Source organism: Kitasatospora sp. NPDC001175, from assembly GCF_053598215.1.
In genome coordinates this window covers 1-17,515 of sequence record NZ_JBSFJU010000037.1, presented here as the reverse complement: position 1 = coordinate 17,515, position 17,515 = coordinate 1, and the positions used below count along the sequence as shown (strand labels likewise).

The 17,515-nt window shown below is 73.1% G+C and carries 16 protein-coding genes; 5 read left to right on the top strand and 11 right to left on the bottom strand.

Annotation, left to right across the window (positions count from 1 at the left end):
* Positions 1-11 precede the first annotated feature (11 nt).
* Complete coding sequence (locus ACWDAK_RS24595) at positions 12-575, top strand: HutD/Ves family protein (protein ID WP_344640079.1); 564 nt, start codon at positions 12-14, stop codon at positions 573-575.
* Between the two features lie 342 nt (positions 576-917).
* On the opposite strand, the gene ACWDAK_RS24590 is transcribed toward ACWDAK_RS24595, so the two are convergent.
* Positions 918-1,685, bottom strand: a complete 768-nt coding sequence (locus tag ACWDAK_RS24590; protein ID WP_344640080.1) for an acyltransferase — start codon at positions 1,683-1,685, stop codon at positions 918-920.
* Positions 1,686-1,871: 186 nt separating this feature from the next.
* Complete coding sequence (locus ACWDAK_RS24585; RefSeq protein ID WP_344640081.1) at positions 1,872-2,636, bottom strand: enoyl-CoA hydratase family protein; 765 nt, start codon at positions 2,634-2,636, stop codon at positions 1,872-1,874.
* A gap of 224 nt (positions 2,637-2,860) precedes the next feature.
* Between ACWDAK_RS24585 and ACWDAK_RS24580 the strand changes: the two genes are divergently transcribed.
* Positions 2,861-3,661, top strand: a complete 801-nt coding sequence (locus ACWDAK_RS24580; protein WP_344640082.1) for an ATP-grasp domain-containing protein — start codon at positions 2,861-2,863, stop codon at positions 3,659-3,661.
* A gap of 56 nt (positions 3,662-3,717) precedes the next feature.
* On the opposite strand, the gene ACWDAK_RS24575 is transcribed toward ACWDAK_RS24580, so the two are convergent.
* Complete coding sequence (locus tag ACWDAK_RS24575) at positions 3,718-5,004, bottom strand: MFS transporter (protein WP_344640083.1); 1,287 nt, start codon at positions 5,002-5,004, stop codon at positions 3,718-3,720.
* A gap of 125 nt (positions 5,005-5,129) precedes the next feature.
* On the opposite strand from ACWDAK_RS24575, the gene ACWDAK_RS24570 reads away from it, so the two are divergent.
* On the top strand, positions 5,130-6,113 hold the full coding sequence (locus ACWDAK_RS24570) for an ArsR/SmtB family transcription factor (RefSeq protein WP_427394671.1): 984 nt from the start codon (positions 5,130-5,132) through the stop codon (positions 6,111-6,113).
* Positions 6,114-6,289: 176 nt separating this feature from the next.
* On the opposite strand, the gene ACWDAK_RS24565 is transcribed toward ACWDAK_RS24570, so the two are convergent.
* Positions 6,290-7,528 (bottom strand): geranylgeranyl reductase family protein, encoded by a 1,239-nt coding sequence (locus tag ACWDAK_RS24565; RefSeq protein ID WP_344640085.1) that lies wholly within the window; start codon positions 7,526-7,528, stop codon positions 6,290-6,292.
* A gap of 128 nt (positions 7,529-7,656) precedes the next feature.
* Here ACWDAK_RS24565 and ACWDAK_RS24560 point away from each other — a divergent pair, with 128 nt between their 5' ends.
* On the top strand, positions 7,657-9,021 hold the full coding sequence (locus ACWDAK_RS24560; RefSeq protein ID WP_344640086.1) for a dipeptidase: 1,365 nt from the start codon (positions 7,657-7,659) through the stop codon (positions 9,019-9,021).
* 266 nt (positions 9,022-9,287) lie between these two features.
* Here ACWDAK_RS24560 and ACWDAK_RS24555 read toward each other — a convergent pair whose 3' ends face one another.
* From ACWDAK_RS24555 to ACWDAK_RS24525, 7 genes are all read right to left on the bottom strand, one after another.
* Entirely contained in the window at positions 9,288-10,151 is an 864-nt protein-coding gene (locus tag ACWDAK_RS24555) for a DUF4184 family protein (protein WP_344640087.1), read from the bottom strand.
* A gap of 204 nt (positions 10,152-10,355) precedes the next feature.
* Positions 10,356-11,411, bottom strand: a complete 1,056-nt coding sequence (locus ACWDAK_RS24550; RefSeq protein ID WP_344640088.1) for an NUDIX hydrolase — start codon at positions 11,409-11,411, stop codon at positions 10,356-10,358.
* 316 nt (positions 11,412-11,727) lie between these two features.
* On the bottom strand, positions 11,728-13,176 hold the full coding sequence (locus ACWDAK_RS24545; protein ID WP_427394672.1) for an acyl-CoA synthetase: 1,449 nt from the start codon (positions 13,174-13,176) through the stop codon (positions 11,728-11,730).
* Positions 13,177-13,310: 134 nt separating this feature from the next.
* Positions 13,311-14,273 carry an electron transfer flavoprotein subunit alpha/FixB family protein gene (locus tag ACWDAK_RS24540; RefSeq protein ID WP_344640090.1) on the bottom strand — a complete coding sequence of 321 codons (963 nt, stop codon included), beginning with the start codon at positions 14,271-14,273 and terminating at the stop codon, positions 13,311-13,313.
* Between the two features lie 77 nt (positions 14,274-14,350).
* Positions 14,351-15,136 (bottom strand): electron transfer flavoprotein subunit beta/FixA family protein, encoded by a 786-nt coding sequence (locus ACWDAK_RS24535; protein ID WP_427394673.1) that lies wholly within the window; start codon positions 15,134-15,136, stop codon positions 14,351-14,353.
* A 537-nt stretch (positions 15,137-15,673) separates the two neighbouring features.
* The gene (locus ACWDAK_RS24530; RefSeq protein ID WP_427394674.1) at positions 15,674-16,009 is read right to left on the bottom strand and encodes a TlpA family protein disulfide reductase; all 336 of its coding nucleotides are present in this window, start codon (positions 16,007-16,009) and stop codon (positions 15,674-15,676) included.
* A gap of 2 nt (positions 16,010-16,011) precedes the next feature.
* A complete protein-coding gene (locus tag ACWDAK_RS24525) occupies positions 16,012-16,248 on the bottom strand; it encodes a hypothetical protein (protein WP_427394675.1) in 237 nt (78 codons plus the stop codon).
* 242 nt (positions 16,249-16,490) lie between these two features.
* Here ACWDAK_RS24525 and ACWDAK_RS24520 point away from each other — a divergent pair, with 242 nt between their 5' ends.
* Positions 16,491-17,258 carry a lysophospholipid acyltransferase family protein gene (locus tag ACWDAK_RS24520; protein WP_344640092.1) on the top strand — a complete coding sequence of 256 codons (768 nt, stop codon included), beginning with the start codon at positions 16,491-16,493 and terminating at the stop codon, positions 17,256-17,258.
* Positions 17,259-17,515: the final 257 nt, after the last annotated feature.

Genomic DNA, 17,515 nt, shown 5'->3' with positions numbered 1-17,515 from the left:
CGGGACGATCGATGACGGTTGAGGTACTGCTGGCCGAAGGACGGGCCGCGACGCCGTGGCTGAACGGCGGCGGGGTGACCCGCGAGGTCGCCGGATTCCCGGCGGGCGCCGGGCTGACCGAGTTCGCCTGGCGGGTGAGCCTCGCGGACGTGGCACACGGCGGCCCGTTCTCCCGCTTCGAGGGCGTGGACCGGGTGATCACGGTGGTCGAGGGCGCCGGTATGGCCCTGACGGTGGACGGTGCCGAGCACCGCATCGCGCAGCCGTACCGTCCGTTCGCCTTCTCCGGCGAGGCGGAGACCGGGTGTCGTCTGCTCGACGGACCGGTGGTCGACTTCAACGTCATGACCCGGCGCGGACACGCGACCGCCGAGGTGGAGATCACCGACGGCCGACGGGAGCTGCGGGTGCCGCCGACCGCCGTCGTCCTGCTGATCTGCCTCGCCGGGACCGCCGAACTCGGCTCCGCCGACGTCCGGTTGGGCCGGTACGACGCCGCCCTGCTGGAGCGGGGCGAGGAACTGCTGCAGGTGGACGGCGTGGTGGCGGTGGTGACGCTCCACCGGGCCGGCTGAGCGGGCGAGCGAGCGCTCGGGGCTCCCATCCAGTCGCCCAGCGGCTCGCCCGCAGCGCGGTCTTGGCATGTCGGCGCCGGCGGCACGCCGGTACGCCGACTGGTGCCGCCAGTACGGGGGCCGACCCGCACCGGAGCTCGCCCGGTCAGGTCCACGGCCCTTCCCACCCGAAGCTGTGCCGACACGGGCGCGTCCGGCACCTCCACCCCGACTGGAAACGGCAGTCCGGCCTTCCGGCCCGTCACAACGGCAGTCCGGCCTTCCGGCCCGTCGCAGCGGCGAGCCGGTCAGTATGGGTTCGGGCACCCGACCCGCTGCCGGGCGTACGGAGGCCCTCGGGTGTCAGCTCTGTTCGCCGGCGCCCTCGCCGGGCAGCCGCAGGTCCCAGCCGACCAGGGCCCGGAGCTGTTCGGCGGTGATGCCGTCCGGGATCGGGTTGGGCGGTTCGTGCCGAAGTGGCGGCTGCCAGCCGTCGGCGTCGGTCCAGTTGCGCACCACCTTGGCCGGAGCGCCCGCGACCACGCTGAAATCGGGGACCTCGCCCCGGACCACGGAGCCGGCCGCGACCACCACGTTGCGGCCGATCCGCGCGCCGGGCAGGATCACCGCCCCCGTGCCTATCCAGCTGCCGGAGCCGATCTCGACCGGCTCGTTGCGCGGCCACTGCTTGCCGATCGGCAGCTCGGTGTCGTGGTAGGAGTGCGCGGTGTCGGTGATGTAGACGTACGGGCCGGTCCAGACGTCGTCGCCGAGCACGATCGACTGGTGGCCGACGATGTGGCTGCCGCGTCCGATCACGCAGCCGCCGCCGATCCGCACGATCGGGTCGGGGCCGAGGTCCAGCCCGGGCAGGAACCCGGCCGAGATGGTCACGCGTTCGCCGATGATCGAGAACGGGCCGATGGTGATCCACTGTTCGTTGAACACGGCGCCGAGCGGGAACGCCAGCTTGGTGCCGTCGCCGAGTTCCCGGAACCGGTACGGGCCCGGGTTGTCATTGGAGACCGCGCCCACGCCCTGCACCCACTTCCACCCCCGGTGCACCAGCCGACCGGCCACGCGGCGGCCTCGGGAGCGGGTGGCGTTCAGGAACGTACGGACATTCGACATATGCCCAACGCTAGCTGGCCGGTGCCGCACCCCGGATGGCGGAGGGACCAAGATCACAGGACTTGGCCGGCCGGCCGCCGGGAGGCCACGCCACCGGGGGTACGAGGAGCCGGGCGGCCCTGAGACCCGAGGCCCCGGTCGCCCACCCCTCGCGCCCCCGGTTCCGGGCGCGTGGCTACCGCAGGGCTACTGGGCCCAGCGGGCGGGCCGGCGCTCCAGGAAGGAACGCATGCCCTCCTGGGCCTCGGGGGAGCCGAACAGCCGCGCGGACTGGGCGACCCGCTCGTCCGCGTCCCGCTCGAAGGAGGCCACCACATCCGCGTTGGTCAGCCGCTTGGACTCGGCGAGGCCCTGTGGCGAGCCCAGCCGGATGGCGTCCAGCACGGTCTTCAGCGTGGCCTCCGGATCCTCCACCGCCTCGGTGACCAGCCCGATCCGGGCTGCCTCGGCGGCCTGGAAGACCTCACCGGTCAGGTAGTAGCGGGAGGCTGCGCGCGGGTCCAGCTTGGGGCGCAGCGGGAGGGAGATCACCGCGGGCGCGAGACCGAGCCGGACCTCGGTGAAGGCGAAGCTGGAGAGCGGTCCGGCGATGGCGATGTCGGCGGCACCGAGCAGGCCGAGACCGCCGGCCCTGGCGGCGCCGTTGACCACGGCGATCACCGGCTTCGGGCAGTCGATGACGGCCCGTTGGATGTCCACCAGGCCGCGCGGCCCCACCGTGGGATCGGCACCGGTCGCCTCGGAGAGGTCCGCGCCCGCGCAGAACACCTTGCCGGTGTGGCCGAGCACCACCGCCCGGACCGCCGGGTCGGCGGCCGCGTCCGCGAGGCCCTTGGCGAGTTCGGCCATCAGCCGTGTGGAGAGGGCGTTGCGGTTGTGCGGGGAGTCGAGTTCCAGGGTGGTGACGGCATCGGCGGTGCTGATGCGGACGAGCGGCACTTCGGGGGTCATCGCGGCTGGGCCTGCTTTCCGGCTGAGGGGTGGTCGGACGGTGTGCGGTCGGCTCGTACGCGCACCCGGACCCCGCGGAACGGCCGGTGTGCGCGCGCCTTGGCGGACGGCCGGTGGCTGCGGCCGCCCGGAACGAGACTCTGGCACGAGCACCCGCCCCGGAACCAGAGCTCCCGGCAAATCCGCTGGCCCGCGCCGCTGCCGGTGCGGCAGCATCCTTCCCCATGAGCACCGGAAGCCTGTTCCTCCTCGCACCCAGGATCAACGAGACCGGCCTGCAGCTGCTGACCGCGGCCCGCCGGCGCGGGCTGCGTGCGCACACCGCCCGCAGCTGGCAGGTGCCCGAGGAACTGGCGGGACTGCGCCCGGCACACCTCTACGGCGGCCCGCTGTTCGCCGATGCGGTCGCCCGGGAGCTGGGCATCGCCGCGCTGGACGCCCCGGCCGACTGGCTCACCGCCCTGCCCCGGGAGCTGACCCGGCGCCGGGTCGAGTGCACCACGCTCGCCCTGGCCCGGCAGGTCCGCCGTCCGGCGTTCTTCAAGCCTCCGGTCGACAAGTTCTTCCCGGCCCGGATCCACCCGGACGGCAGTCGGCTGCCCGGACCGGACGCCCTGGACGACGACACCCTCGTCCTGGTCAGCGACGTGGTGACGTTCCGCCAGGAGTACCGGCTGTTCGTCCTGGACGGCGCGGTGCGGACGGCGAGCCGCTACGCGACCGACGGCGACCTGGACGTACGGCCGCTGGCCGAGGATCCGCTGCGGCGGGAGGTGGAGGCGTTCGCCGCCGAGGTACTGGCGGTCTGCGCGGAGGGGCTGCCGAGCGCGGTGGTGGTCGACATCGGCCTGCTCGCGGACGGGCGTTGGGCGGTGGTCGAGGCCAACCCGGCCTGGGCGAGCGGTGGTTACGGCTGCGACCCGGAGCACGTCCTGGACGTCGTCCTCCGCGCGGCCGGCCCCGACACCGCCGTCCTCGACCGCGACCGTCCCCACCTCCGGGACCTCCCCGCGGTCGTCCGTTAGCAGTGCGAGGGAGCACGCCGACCACGCCTTAACGGCCGTCCGCGGACCGGAAGCCCTCAACTGCCCTGGTGCGTGCCACTACCGGTTTTCCGGCGCTGCGCCCAGCGCACCGTCGGCGTCATCGCCAGCCCGCTGCTCGCGAAGATCGCGGCGAGCAGGGCCCACCCGACCGGCCCGTGGGCGATCACCACGGTGGTGATCAGGGCTGGGCCGAGCATCTGGGCAGTGGACATACCGGTGCCGAAGACGCCCTGGTACGCGCCGTGGGCGCCCTCGCCCGCGAGGTCGTAGCTCAGCGCCCAGCCGGCGGCCTGGGAGAAGATCTCACCGAGGGCCTGGAGTCCGACGCCGGCGACCACCAGCAGTGCTGCGGCCCAGGCGGAAACACCACCGGCCAGGGCCAGCACCAGGCAGGAGGCGGCGACCAGCAGGCCGCCCCGGCCGAAGATCCGGCCGGCCGCCTCGGGTTGTTCGGTGCCCTTGGTGGCCCGGAGTTGGAGAGCGACGACCACCAAGGTGTTGACGATCATGGAGCCGGCGACCATCACCCGCGGCGCATGGGTGTGCGAGACGATCCACAGCGGCACGCCGACCTCGAGCATCGCGAACTGCAGCCCGAGCAGCGCGTTGAGCCCGGTCACCGCGAGGAAGGGCGCATTGCGCAGCGCGGGGTTGCGGTCCTTGCCCTGTACGGCGGCACCGTCGGTGTCGGCGGTCCTGGCCCGGACCGGCACCGGGATCAGCGCGAAGAGCACCGCGACCAGTACGAAGGAGAGCGCGTCGCCGAGGAAGGCGGATACGTACGCAGCCCTGGTGTCGGCCTGCAGGGCGAGCGCGGCGACGGCCGTACCGGCACCGAGTCCGACGTTGGTGACCACCCGCAGGTAGGCCCGGCCGGCCACCCGGCGCTCGGCGGGCAGGACTTCGGCGTAGAGGGCGTTGCGGACGGCGGCGGACCCTCGGTCCACCGCCGTGACCAGGCAGGAGAGCAGCAGGAACGCGACGTAGTCGTGGACCAGAACGTATCCGACGGTCCCGACGGCGTCGATGGTGACCAGGGTGACCAGGACCGGCTTGCTTCCCCAGCGGTCGGCGGCCCGCCCGGCCGGGATGCCTGCCAGCACTCCGCACAGTCCGGCGGCGGTGAGCGCGGTACCGACCTGAGCTGCGCCGAAGCCGAGGAGCCGGGTGAAGAACAGGACGCCGAGAGTCGCGAAGAGGCCGTTGCCGAGGCAGTTGATCAGAGTGATCCCGGCGAGCCGGCGCACCATCGGATCGGGGTGCAGCGGGCTGCGGCGGCGTGCGGGCACGGCGGACGGAGTGACGGTTGTCGTGGGGGTCATGCCACGATCCCACCGTCCGCGGGCCGTTCCCGGTACTCATTTAGGCTATGGCTAACGCCTGAAGGCGCAGCGGGGGCTGCGACGTCGGCCGGTCCGGCGGCGCGAGAGGATCGTCGGGGGGACGGATGCACCTGTTCCGGCTCAGTACGGAGGACCTGGCGAGCGCCACCTTCGCCATCTCGCCGCTGCAGGAGGCGATGCTCAGCCTGCGGATGTGGAAGCACCCGGGCAGCTATCCGCTGCAGACCGAGTGGCTCGACCGGCTCCGGCCCGGGTTCGAGCGGCTGGACACGGTGCTGCTCCGTTCCCTGGTGGCGACCTCCAACAAGAACGTCCCGGACTTCCTGACCCCCCGTCCGGCCACCCCCTTCCCGGACTTCCACAGCGAGCTGGCACGGGTCAGGTCGCTTCCGCCGGAGCGGCTGCGCCGGGAGCTGGAGAACACCCATCTGCCGCACGACCGGGTGCTGCCCGAGCCACTGGCCGCCGGGCTGTCCGACCCCGCCGGGCTGCTGGGGCGGATCGCCGACGCGGTGGCGGAGTACTGGGAGCGCTGCCTGGCGCCCGCCTGGTGGCCGCGCGCCCGCCCGGTGCTGCACGCGGACGTGGTGCACCGCTCCCGGATCCTGGCCGAGCGCGGCGCGGCAGCGCTCTTCACGGACCTGGACGGGCGGCTGCACTGGGCGGACGGCGTCCTGACGATCCGCCGGGACTGGGCCGACCACGACATCGAGATCGAGGTGGCCCGGCGCGGCCTGGTGTTCGTCCCGACCTGCTTCGCCACCGGTGCGGTCACCTCGATCAGCGACGAGCATCCGCCGACCATCATGTACCCGGCGCGCGGACAGGCCGGGATGTCCCCGGCCCCGCGGCCGACGCCGGCCCGGCGGGACCTGGAGCAGCTGCTCGGCGCCCCGAAGGCGCGGCTGCTGGCGATGCTGGACGAGCCCGCCTCCACCACGGAACTCGCGGCCCGGCTCGGCGTCACCCCGGGCGCGGTCAGCCAGCACCTGGGGGTGCTGTTCGCCACCCGCCTGGTCGGCCGCACCCGGCACGGCCGGGTGGTGCTGTACGCGCGCACGCCGCTGGGCGACCAGCTGAACGGCTGACCGCCAGCCTATTCACCCGAGCAGCAGGTCGATCGGCGCTGCGGCCCGGTCCTCCCACCGTGCCCGCCGACGGGCGGCATCCCGAGCGGCGCCCTGATCACCGAGCCCGACAGCGGCCCGGAGCAGCACCTGGCGGACGGACCGGAGATCCCGGCCCGTCCGTCCCGGGGCAGGACTCAGCGCGCGGCGAAGGACGCCAGCTTGCGCGCCGCCCGGTGGTCGCGCATCACCCGGGCGAAGGTGGTGTGCCCCTGGGTGGTCCGGGCGAAGGCCCGCCAGGCCGGGTCGATCAGGCAGACCGCCGCGTGGAACAGGTGCGGCCGCCGCTCGAAGGCGTTCAGCATCACCTTCCCGGCTCGCATCTCCACCCCGAGACCCGCCTTGATGGCGAAGGCGTAGTTGAGCGCCTGGCGCCGTACCGCGGTCATTCCGTCCGCCTCGGCGACCTTGACCGCCCACTCGCCCGCCAGCCGGCCCGAGCGCAGCGCGTACGAGATGCCCTCGCGGGTCCACGGCTCCAGCAGCCCGGCCGCGTCGCCCGCGACCAGCACCCGGCCACGGGACAGCGGCGAGTCCTCGGCCCGGCACCGGGTCAAGTGCCCCGACTCGATGCTCGGGGTGAACCCGGCCAGGCCCAACTGCCGGATGTACTCGGCCAGGTACTGCTTGGTGGCCTCGCCGTCGCCGCGCGCCGAGATGACGCCGACGGTCAGCGTGCCCGAGTCGGTCTTCGGGAAGACCCAGCCGTACGAGCCGGGCAGCGGGCCCCAGTCCAGGTGGATCTTTCCGGCCCAGAACTCCGAGACCGACTCCGGCACCGGGATCTCGGCCTCCAGGCCCAGGTCGATCTGGTCGAAGGTGACCCCGACGTGCCGGCCGATCCGGCTGGCGCTGCCGTCGGCGCCGACCACCGCGCGGGCCTCGATCCGCCGCCCGTCGGCGGTGGTGACGAACACGGTGCGCGCGTCCTCGTCCTGCTCCACGCCGCTGACCGTGACCCCGGTGACCAGCACCGCGCCGGCCTGCTCGGCGGCCTGCACCAGACGCAGGTCGAACTCGTCCCGGTTGACCAGGCCGAACAGCATCCGCTTCGAGCGGCGGGTCCGGGTGAACCGGCCGCCGAGCGAGAACGTGACGGCGTGGATCCGGTCCTGCAGCGGCAGCTTGAAGTCGGGCGGCAGGCTGTCCCTGGACGGGCCGATGATGCCGCCGCCGCAGGTCTTGTAGCGCGGGTGCTCGGACTTGTCGAGCAGCAGTACCCGGCGGCCCTGCGCGGCCGCGGCGTGCGCGGCGGAGGACCCGGCCGGCCCTGCGCCGACCACCACCACGTCCCACACGCCGCCCAGCGGATCGGGCTCGGCGGGGCTGTCGTTGCGGGCCTGGTCGTGAGAGGTACCGGAGTCAGTCACAGGCATCAATCCTAGTCGGCGCACCGGATTCGCCAAGCCATCAGATTATGCCGTGTGAGCTGCCCCGCCCGGTCCACCCTATGATCGAAAGTCCCCCTGGACGCCAGTCCCCCGAACGTCTCTCGGAGAAGTCGATGAACCAGCAGCCCCTGGCGGCGGCCGTCCGTTCCCTGATGCCGCGTGCCAAGGCCGACCTCGCCGAGCTGGTGGCCTTCCGCTCGGTCGCCGACCCGCGCCAGTTCCCGGTGGAGGAGTGCGAGCGGGCGGCCCGCTGGGTCGCCGACGCCCTCGCCGCCGAGGGCCTGACGGGTGTTCGCCTGCTCGACACCCCGGACGGCACCCAGTCCGTCTACGCCGAGTTGCCCGGCCCCGAGGGCGCGCCGACCGTCCTGCTCTACTCGCACTACGACGTGCAGCCGCCGCTGGACGAAGCCGCCTGGCAGAGCCCCGCCTTCGAGCTGACCGAGCGCGACGGCCGCTGGTACGGGCGCGGCGCGGCGGACTGCAAGGGCAACATCCTGATGCACCTCACCGCGCTGCGCGCCCTGCGCGAGGTGCACGGCGGCTTCCCGGTCGGCCTGAAGGTGATCGTCGAGGGATCGGAGGAGCAGGGCACCGGTGGTCTGGAGCGCTACGCCGAGCAGCACCCGGAGCTGCTGGCCGCCGACGTCATCGTGATCGGCGACACCGGCAACTTCGCCCCCGGCCTGCCGACCGTCACCGCCTCGCTGCGCGGGATGACCGTGGTCGAGATCGCCGTCGAGACGCTGCCCGGCAACCTGCACTCGGGCGCCTTCGGCGGTGCCGCACCGGACGCCTTGCAGGCACTGATCCGGGTGCTGTCGACGCTGCACGACGAGAACGGTGACGTCGCGGTCGCCGGGCTGCGTTCCGACCAGACCTGGACCGGCGTGGCATACCCCGAGGAGCAGTTCCGGGCCGACGCCAGGGTGCCGGACGGCGTCTCGCTGACCGGCACGGGCACGGTCGCGGACCGGCTCTGGGCCCGGCCCTCGGTGACGGTCCTCGGGATCGACGCTCCGGGGGTGGTCGGCGCGACCTCCTCGGTGCAGGCCACCGCCAAGGCCAGCGTCAGCCTGCGGATCCCGCCGGGCATGGACCTGCAGCAAGCCCAGGACGCCCTGGTCGCCCACCTGGAGGAGGCGGTCCCGTTCGGTGCCCGCGCCACGGTGAACCGGATCAGCGGTGGTGAGGCGTTCAGCGCCGACATGACGGGCGCGGCGTACGAGGCGATGGGAGCGGCGATGCGCGAGGCCTTCGGCGTCGACATGGTCGCCTCCGGCGAGGGTGGCTCGATCCCGCTGTGCAACACGTTGCGCACCCTCTACCCGCAGGCCGAGATCATCCTGATCGGCGTCGAGGACCCGACCACCCAGATCCACGCGGTCAACGAGAGCGTGGACCCGCTGGAGCTGGAGCGGATGGCCCTCACGGAGGCGCTGTTCCTGCGCAACTACGCCGACGGCTCGGCCTCGTAGCCACCGCGGCCGGCCGGTGCACCGGAGCGCTCTCCTCCGCACCGGCCGGCTCCCCGCCGCCGCCCCGGTGCGGCCGTCCCGAGATCGGCGACGCCACCCAGGACTCCACACTCGACGCCTGACCGACTGACGGGCTGACCGGCTGACCGACTGACCGACTGACCGGCTGACCGGCTGACCGGCTGACCGGCTGACCGGCTGACCGGCTGACCGGCTGACCATGACACGACTACCGAACTCCTCGATGTCCACTGCCAGTTGGCCGGTCACCCGCGCTGCGCAGGCCGGTTCAACAGCCGTACCGCCAGCGCGTGGCCCGACGCCCCGAGCACGAGTCCGGCACCTGCGCCGAAGCAGCACTCGTCGAGCCGGGAGGCCCTGCGGCGGCGCAGCAGCCGGTGTGCCGCACCGACCGCCGCACCGATACCGAGCGCGGCCACTCCGGCCGCCTGCGGGGTGGCCGGCCAAGATGGCTCCGGCGCCCGTCCCGGCCCTCGTTCGGCCGCCAGCAGCGCGACCGTGTACCGGGCGAGTCCGGCGAGCCCGAGGGCCGAACCGCCGTACTGCAGCACCTGGTAGACCGGCACCCCGGCGACCCGCCGCGCCAGCACCGGGAACGTGCGGACCCCGGCCCGCCCCTGGTGCGTGAACTCGTCCCACCCGACGTGCGTCGCCGCACCGAGCGCCGCCGACACCGCGAACCACCCGAGCGTCCGGCGCCCGCCTCCCGTGGTGACCGCCCGGGCGGCCGCCGCCCAGGGGGCGGGGAGCAGCGCCAGCTCCGGCTCCCGCAGCAGGCACTGCCAGCCCGCCGCCAGCCCGCCCGCGAGGACCACGTCGACCGTCGGCACTGCCCACCACCGGTGCGTGATTGTCCCGAGCCCGTACGCCCCGCGCACCGCCGACTCCGCGTAGAACGGCACGTCCGGCGCCAGCGCCCCGGTGACCAGTCCCAGTGCCACCAGTGGCCCGCGCCCCCGTCCGCCGCGCAGCAGCGGCAGCACCGCGACGGGATGGCTCAAGGTGAACGGCACGAACCCATCCTGCCCGGTCGGCTGCGCCACGGTGGGCAGCCACGCGCCCTCGAGCGGTGCGCGCCGCTGCTCGGCGAACCGGCGTGCGCGGCCCATGGGTACCGGGGCCGTGCCGAGCAATCGCCGTTTGACGCGCCGGTCGCGGCGGCGAGCGCGGGAGCAGGGGGCTCATGGCACGGGCGCGTACACCCGCCGCACTCCGGGCGGTCCGCCTACGCGTTGCCGGCGTCGGGACGTGGTGTCCATCACCGGTCCGACCGCCGTGCGCCTGAGGTCAACTCCCCTTGCTCGGCTCCGGATTCACCTGGCCGCCGCACCCGCCGCGGCCGGGCGTCCCGCCTCCAGGTAGAGCAGTTCGCCCCGCTCGCGTGCGTCGAGCGCGGCCGCCAGCCTGCGCAGCCGCCCGGGCGTGAGCAGTCCGGCCGCCTCGTCCAGGGTGACGAAGCGCCAGCCGCGTAGCTCCTCGGGAGGCAGGCGCAGTGTCGCGCGGGCGGCCGCGTCCAGCCGCCCGCCGTCGTAGACCAGGCGCAGTCCGCCCCGGCGCGGACCGGTGCGCGGCTCCCAGTCGACGGCGAGCAGGCGCAGCGCGGGCGCTTCCAGGCGCAGGCCAAGCTCCTCGGCGGTCTCGCGCAGCGCGGCGTCGGTGGGGGCCTCTCCGCGTTCGACGACCCCACCGGGGAACTCCCAGGCGGGCTTGTAGACGGGGTCGACCAGCAGCACCCGGTCCTGTTCGTCGAAGAGCAGGACCGCGGCCGCCACCGTGTCCCCGGTGGTGTCGACGCTCTGCACGATGGGACAGCGCGCGACGCCGTCCTTGACCAGCTCCGCGAGCACCTCGGCGGTCTCTCGCGGCGTCAGCCCGCCGGTGTCGATCAGCCGGGCGTCACGGCTGAGCCAGCGTCTGGCGGCCCGGTACTGCGGCAGGTGCTCGCGGCACCAGGTACGCACCCTGGCGCTGGCCTCGGGGTCGCCCGGGCACTCCTCCCGTCCGTCGATCCGCCTTTGCAGGATCGTTTCCGCAGGGTCCAGTACGAAGTGGTGCACGGCCAGTCCACGGGCGGCGAGTGCTCCGAATATCTCGTCCCGGTAGTCCTCCCTGAGCAGGGCCATCGGCACCACCAGCGGGCCCTCGACCTCGCTCAACAGGGCCGCCGCGACCTCGGGTACCAGGCGCCGCCAGGAGGGTAGGTCCTGGTAGTCGGCGACGGTGGCCATCCGGTCCACGGGAAGCATCCGGCGCAGCCCCGCCCCGACCAGTTCCGGGTCGTACAGCACGCTCCCGGGCAATAACTCCACCAGCTCACGGCAGGCGCTCGTCTTGCCCGCCCCGAATGTGCCATTGACCCAGACGATCACAGCGTCCCCTGCCTTCGGCGCCGCCCGATGCCGGACGCACCGGGCGGCGCGGTTCGGATGTTCCTGGCTTCGCGCCAATCGTGGTGGTACCCGCGCCGGGGCCCCGGCCATACCTGGCCCGCCGCCGCACCGTCATTTCCCGGCCGCCCGGCACATGTCCGCCGATCCCCCGGCCCCGGCGGGCGCCCGGGCGGCGCCACGGGAGCGTGGGAGCAGCGCGAGCGGCCCCCGAGCGGAGGCACGGTCGCCCGGCCGACCTGCACCGCCCGCGGAGTCCGCTTCGCCGTCCGCCGAGGCGAGGGAGTCCGGCGGGACCTCAGAGCCGTTCGAGCAGCTGCTTCTTCAGCACCTTGCCCATCGCGTTGCGCGGCAGCTCCTCCACCAGCACCACTCGCCGGGGCCGCTTGTGCACCGACAGCCGCTCGGCGACGAAGGAGATCAGCCGGTCACCCGTCACCGCGCCGTCCGCGATCACGAAGGCGACGACGGCCTGGCCGAGGTCCTCGTCGGGCGCGCCGACCACCGCCGCGTCCGCGACGGCCGGATGGTCCCGCAGGGCGGCCTCGACCTCACCCGCGCCGATCCGGTAACCGCCGCTCTTGATCAGATCGACCGAGGCGCGGCCGACGATCCGGTGGAAGCCGTCCGGGTCGATCACCGCGACGTCTCCGGTGCGGAACCAGCCGTCCTCCGTCCAGGCCTCGGCGGAGGCGTCGGGCCGGTTCAGGTACCCGGCGAACAGCGTCGGACCGGCCAGCTGCAGCTCGCCCACCGTCTCGCCGTCGTGCGGGACGGGCGAGCCGTCCTCGCCGACCAGTCGGGTGCGCACCCCTTCGAGCGGCAGCCCGACACTGCCCGGCCGTCGTTCGCCGTCGGCCCTGGTGCTGACGGTGATCAGGGTCTCGGTCATCCCGTACCGCTCGATCGGGGCCTGGCCGGTGAGGGCCGCCAGCCGTTCGAAGACCGGTACCGGCAACGGCGCGCTGCCGGAGACCAGCAGCCGTGCCCCGCCGAGCGCCCGCGCCGCGGACTCGTCGGCGGCCACCCGGCCCCAGACCGTCGGCACCCCGAAGTACAGGCTGCCGCGAGCTGCGGCGTACGCCCCGGGCGTGGGACGGCCGGTGTGCACCAGCTTGCTCCCGGTCCGCAGTGCGCCGAGCACACCGAGGACCAGCCCATGTACATGGAACAGCGGCAGACCGTGCACCAGGGTGTCCTCGGCGGTCCACTGCCAGGCCTCGGCCAGCGCGTCCAGGTCGGCGGCGACAGCCGACCGCGGGATCAGCGCTCCCTTGGGCGCGCCGGTAGTACCCGAGGTGTACAGCACGAAGGCCGTACGCTCCGGCGCGGGTTCGGGGTACGCGCCCCCGGCGCCACCGGAGCCCTGCGATCGCTCCGCACGCGCCGTCAGCTCGACCGGCAGCACCTCGATCCCGGCCCCCACCCCTCCCGCCGGCAGCTCGTCCCCCGGCCGGACGGCCAGCAGGGCCGCACCCGAGTCCCGCAGGATGTGCTCCCGTTCCGTGGGTCCGGAGTCGGGCGGCAGCGGCACCACGGGTACGCCCGCCAGCAGGCCGCCCACCACAGCCGTGACCGTCTCGGCGGTCGGTCGGGCGAGCACCGCCAGCGCCGGCGCGCCGGCGATCCTGTCGGCCACCGCCGTCGCGGCGGTCAGCAACCGCTCGCGTGACATCGCGTACCCGCCGATCCGCAGCGCGTCGGCGGCATCGCCGTACCCGCCCTCAAGTGCCGTCAACAGTCCCATGCCGCGGACTCTACGCCGCCCCGCAACGCCATGATCGGGGAGCCCCACGACGCCGAAGGGCGCGGCCCCCGGAGTCCCGGGTGGCCGCGCCCTTCGGCAGCCGCACTAGGTTCGCACCACGACCTGGCGAACCGTCAGCCCTTGCGGGCCTTGACCTCGGCGGTCAGCTGCGGCAGGACGGTGAACAGGTCACCGACCACGCCGTAGTCGACCAGCTCGAAGATCGGCGCTTCCTCGTCCTTGTTGATCGCGACGATGGTCTTCGAGGTCTGCATACCGGCGCGGTGCTGGATCGCGCCGGAGATGCCCGCCGCGATGTACAGCTGCGGCGAGACCTGCTTGCCGGTCTGGCCGACCTGGTTGCTGTGCGGGTACCAGCCGGCGTCGACGGCAGCACGCGAGGCACCGACGGCGGCACCGAGCGAGTCGGCCAGCTCCTCGACCACGCCGAAGCCCTCGGCGGCACCGACACCACGGCCACCGGAGACCACGATCGCGGCCTCGGTCAGCTCCGGGCGGCCCGAGGAGACCCGCGGGGTGCGGGAGACGACCTTGGCGGCCTTGCCGGTGAACTCGACGGTGACGTTCTCGACTGCGCCGGCGGCCGGGGCGGCCTCGGGGGCGACGGCGTTCGGCTTGACGGTGATGACCGGGGTGCCGTGCGACACCTTGGACTTCACCTGGAAGGAGGCGGCGAACACCGACTGGGTCGCGACCGGACCGCCGTCACCGGCCTCCAGGTCGACGGCGTCGGTGATGATGCCCGACTCCAGACGCAGCGCCACGCGGGCCGCGACCTCCTTGCCCTCACCGGAGGAGGTGACCAGCACCGCGGCCGCACCGGCGGCCTTGGCGATCTGGGTCAGCGCGTCCACCTTGGGGACGACCAGCTGGTCGGCGAACTCGGCGCCGTCGGCGACGTACACCTTGGCCGCACCGAACTCGCCCGCCTTGGCGGCGATGTCGGCGGCGGCGGAACCGGCACCCAGGACGACCGCCGAGGGCTCGCCGATCCGGCGGGCCAGGGTCAGCAGCTCGAGGGCCGGCTTACGGACCACACCGTCGGCGTGGTCGACGAGGACGAGAATCTCACCCATCGCTCAATGTCTCCTGTATCTCCGAACTGCCCGCCACTCCCAGTGTGGGCAGTCACCACGTCAATGGGTCAGATGGATCAGATGAACTTCTGCTCGGCGAGGAAGGCGGCGAGCTGCTTGCCGCCCTCCCCCTCGTCCTTGACCACGGTGCCGGCGGTGCGGGCAGGGCGGGCCGTGATGGTCTCCACGGCCGTCCAGGCGCCGGTCAGGCCGACCTCGTCCGCCTCGACACCCAGGTCGTCCAGGTCGTACTCCTGAACCGGCTTCTTCTTGGCGGCCATGATGCCCTTGAAGGACGGGTAGCGCGCCTCGCCCGACTGGTCGGTGACCGAGATCACGGCGGGCAGCTCGGCCTCGAGCTGCTCGGTGGCGGCGTCGCCGTCGCGGCGGCCCTTGACGGTGTTGCCCTCGATCGAGACCTCGGAGAGCAGGGTGACCTGCGGCAGGCCCAGGCGCTCGGCCAGCAGGGCCGGCAGAACACCCATGGTGCCGTCGGTGGAGGCCATGCCGCACACGACCAGGTCGTACCCGGTCTTCTCCAGCGCCTTGGAGATGATCGCCGAGGTGCCGATCACGTCGGTGCCGTGGATGTCCTCGTCGTTGACGTGGACGGCCTTGTCGGCACCCATCGAGAGCGCCTTGCGCAGGGCGTCCTTGGCGTCGTCCGGGCCGACGGTCAGGACGGTCACCTCGGCGTCGCCGTGAGCTTCGGCGAGCTTGAGCGCCTGCTCCACACCGTACTCGTCCAGCTCCGAAAGCAGGCCGTCCACGGCCTCCCGGTCGGTGGTGGTGTCGTCCGCGAAGCGACGGTCACCGGTCGCGTCGGGCACGTACTTCACACAGACAACGATCCTCAAGCTCACGGCCTGTCTCCTGTACTGGTCTCGTCCGGCGGCTGCGGCTGTGCAAGTGGGCTGTAGACACACTCCAGTGCCCACTCCGGGCAGCGGTTATAGCTGTGCCCGTCCGGAACTTCCTGGCAGCATACTCGCCAGTAGCTTAGCCGTCACTACTGGCCAGTAGCTTAGCGCTGCCGGCGCCCGGCCGAGCGTCCCGGACCCCTCGAAGCACGCTGGCCAGAGGAGGTGCGGGACGGCTGCACTGCCGTCTGCGCCCATCCTGCCTCAGGGCGGGCCGTACTCCACCTGACTGCGCAGCAGATCCACTGTGAGATTGAACGGTCTTGACAAGATTCACCTTGCCGGACGGTCCGCCTGCGGCACCTCCGGGTCGCCCGGCGGAGCGGCCCCGAAGCACCGCCGGATCGGCCTCGCAGCGCTCCTGAGGCCCGGCCTCACGACGCGACCGCGGCCCGGCTCCGCAAGGCCCTGCAACGCATCGGCCTCGCAAAGCCCTCGGACGCGCCCGTCACCGGTCCCGGCGAGGCCCCGGACAGTTCCTCAGACCGCCGCGCCCAGCGCCACGATCACGTCCGCGCGGCGGGGCTGGCCGGACGCCCGGCGCACCACCCTGCCGTCCGCGTCCAGCACCAGGACGGTCGGGGTGCGCCGGATCTCCAGCCGCCGCACCAGCTCCAGGCGCTCCTCGGCGTCGATCTCCACGTGCGCGACCCCCGCCACCATCCCCGCGACCTCCGCCAGCACCCGCCGGGTCGCCCGGCAGGGCTGGCAGAACGCCGTCGAGAACTGCACCAGCGTCGCCCGCTCGCCCAGTTCCTGGCCCAGTTCGTCCGCCGACAGCCGTACCACCGCGTCCTTCGTCCGCTCCTGCAGCACCTTCAGCCCTTCCGTCCCGCCCGTCCCGCCCGGCCCGTCGCGGCCCGCCAGTACGTGCACCGCACCGCCGGCCCGGTCATCGCCCCAGTGTGCGCCCCGGCGTTCTCACCGGTCGAGTGCCCCTGGACGACGTAGACGACCACCCACAGCCGCGCTGCGGCGATCACCCCTGCCCGCACCCGGACGCCGCTCGCCGCTCGCCGCTCGCCGCTCGCCGCTCGCCGTACAGACTGCGCCATACCACAGCTCGCTCCACCCGAGGAGGCAGATGCCCGTCGGCCCGGACACGCCGCCCAGGACGCCCTGGAGTGCGGCATTCGTCACCTCCGGACGTGCTCAGATGACAGAGGGCACCCCTTCGGGGGATTATCTCCGTGTATCACCCGTGGCCGCCGCGGCGTGCCGCCCCTTCCGTCGGCCACCACCCACGCCCCGGGTACCACCTGACCGGGCGGTAGGCCCGTGGGAAGTAGGGCTGACCATGGCAGAGTTCGTGTACCCGCCGGTGATCGGAACGGCGCTCACCGTCTTCAGGGCACTCGACCTGCGGATCAGAATCGACGGCGCCGAACACGTCCCCTCCGAGGGCGGCGCGGTCCTGGTGAGCAATCACATCAGCTACCTGGACTTTCTCTTCGCCGGCATGGGTGCCTATCGGGGCGGCAAGCGCAAGACCCGCTTCATGGCCAAGGACGACGTCTTCCGCCACCGCATCTCCGGTCCGCTGATGCGCGGAATGAAGCACATCCCGGTGGACCGCACGGACGGCCAGCCCGCGTACGAAGCGGCCGTCAAGGCCCTGAAGCAGGGTGAGGTTGTCGGGGTGTTCCCCGAGGCCACCATCAGCCGCTCCTTCATGCTGAAGAAGTTCAAGACCGGTGCTGCCCGGATGGCCGCGGACGCCGAAGCTCCGCTGCTCCCGGTGGTGCTCTGGGGTACCCAGCAGCTCTGGACCAAGGGCCGCCCGAAGACGCTGACGAAGCGTCACATTCCGGTCACCATCATGATCGGCGAGCCCATCGAGCTCACCCCCCAGGACAAGCCGGTCATGGTCACCCGCCGTCTGCGGAGCGCCATGTCCGAGATGCTCGACCGCGCCCAGCGCGAGTACCCCGGCGAGCCGGCCGGCCCCGACGACACCTGGTGGCTCCCCGCCCACCTCGGCGGAGCCGCACCCACCCTGGAGGTCGCCGAGGCCGAGGACGAGGCCGAAGCCGCCGCCAAGGCCGAGCGGCGCGCCCAGCGCTGACCGGCTGTCTGCTACCGACCACTTCGGTCGGATCCTCACGTACACCCTTGCGGGGCCGGGACTCCTTCGGTGAGTCCCGGCCCCGCTCCCCCGTCCGCGCTCTCCGGGCTTCCCCTGCTTGCCTTCATACCTTGTCGGAAATCCTTGTCCGAAAGTCCTTGTCCGGAAATGCGGAAAGCCCCTCCCGGTATCCCCGGGAGGGGCTTTCACTAAAAATTGTTCGGCGGCGTCCTACTCTCCCACAGGGTCCCCCCTGC

Bases quoted from the DNA above. Each gene is read 5' to 3' on its own strand.
- ACWDAK_RS24595 (WP_344640079.1), top strand. From the start codon at position 12: ATGACGGTTGAGGTACTGCTGGCCGAAGGACGGGCCGCGACGCCGTGG.
- ACWDAK_RS24590 (WP_344640080.1), bottom strand. From the start codon at position 1,685: ATGTCGAATGTCCGTACGTTCCTGAACGCCACCCGCTCCCGAGGCCGC.
- ACWDAK_RS24585 (WP_344640081.1), bottom strand. From the start codon at position 2,636: ATGACCCCCGAAGTGCCGCTCGTCCGCATCAGCACCGCCGATGCCGTC.
- ACWDAK_RS24580 (WP_344640082.1), top strand. From the start codon at position 2,861: ATGAGCACCGGAAGCCTGTTCCTCCTCGCACCCAGGATCAACGAGACC.
- ACWDAK_RS24575 (WP_344640083.1), bottom strand. From the start codon at position 5,004: ATGACCCCCACGACAACCGTCACTCCGTCCGCCGTGCCCGCACGCCGC.
- ACWDAK_RS24570 (WP_427394671.1), top strand. From the start codon at position 5,130: ATGCACCTGTTCCGGCTCAGTACGGAGGACCTGGCGAGCGCCACCTTC.
- ACWDAK_RS24565 (WP_344640085.1), bottom strand. From the start codon at position 7,528: ATGCCTGTGACTGACTCCGGTACCTCTCACGACCAGGCCCGCAACGAC.
- ACWDAK_RS24560 (WP_344640086.1), top strand. From the start codon at position 7,657: ATGAACCAGCAGCCCCTGGCGGCGGCCGTCCGTTCCCTGATGCCGCGT.
- ACWDAK_RS24555 (WP_344640087.1), bottom strand. From the start codon at position 10,151: ATGGGCCGCGCACGCCGGTTCGCCGAGCAGCGGCGCGCACCGCTCGAG.
- ACWDAK_RS24545 (WP_427394672.1), bottom strand. From the start codon at position 13,176: ATGGGACTGTTGACGGCACTTGAGGGCGGGTACGGCGATGCCGCCGAC.
- ACWDAK_RS24540 (WP_344640090.1), bottom strand. From the start codon at position 14,273: ATGGGTGAGATTCTCGTCCTCGTCGACCACGCCGACGGTGTGGTCCGT.
- ACWDAK_RS24525 (WP_427394675.1), bottom strand. From the start codon at position 16,248: ATGGCGCAGTCTGTACGGCGAGCGGCGAGCGGCGAGCGGCGAGCGGCG.
- ACWDAK_RS24520 (WP_344640092.1), top strand. From the start codon at position 16,491: ATGGCAGAGTTCGTGTACCCGCCGGTGATCGGAACGGCGCTCACCGTC.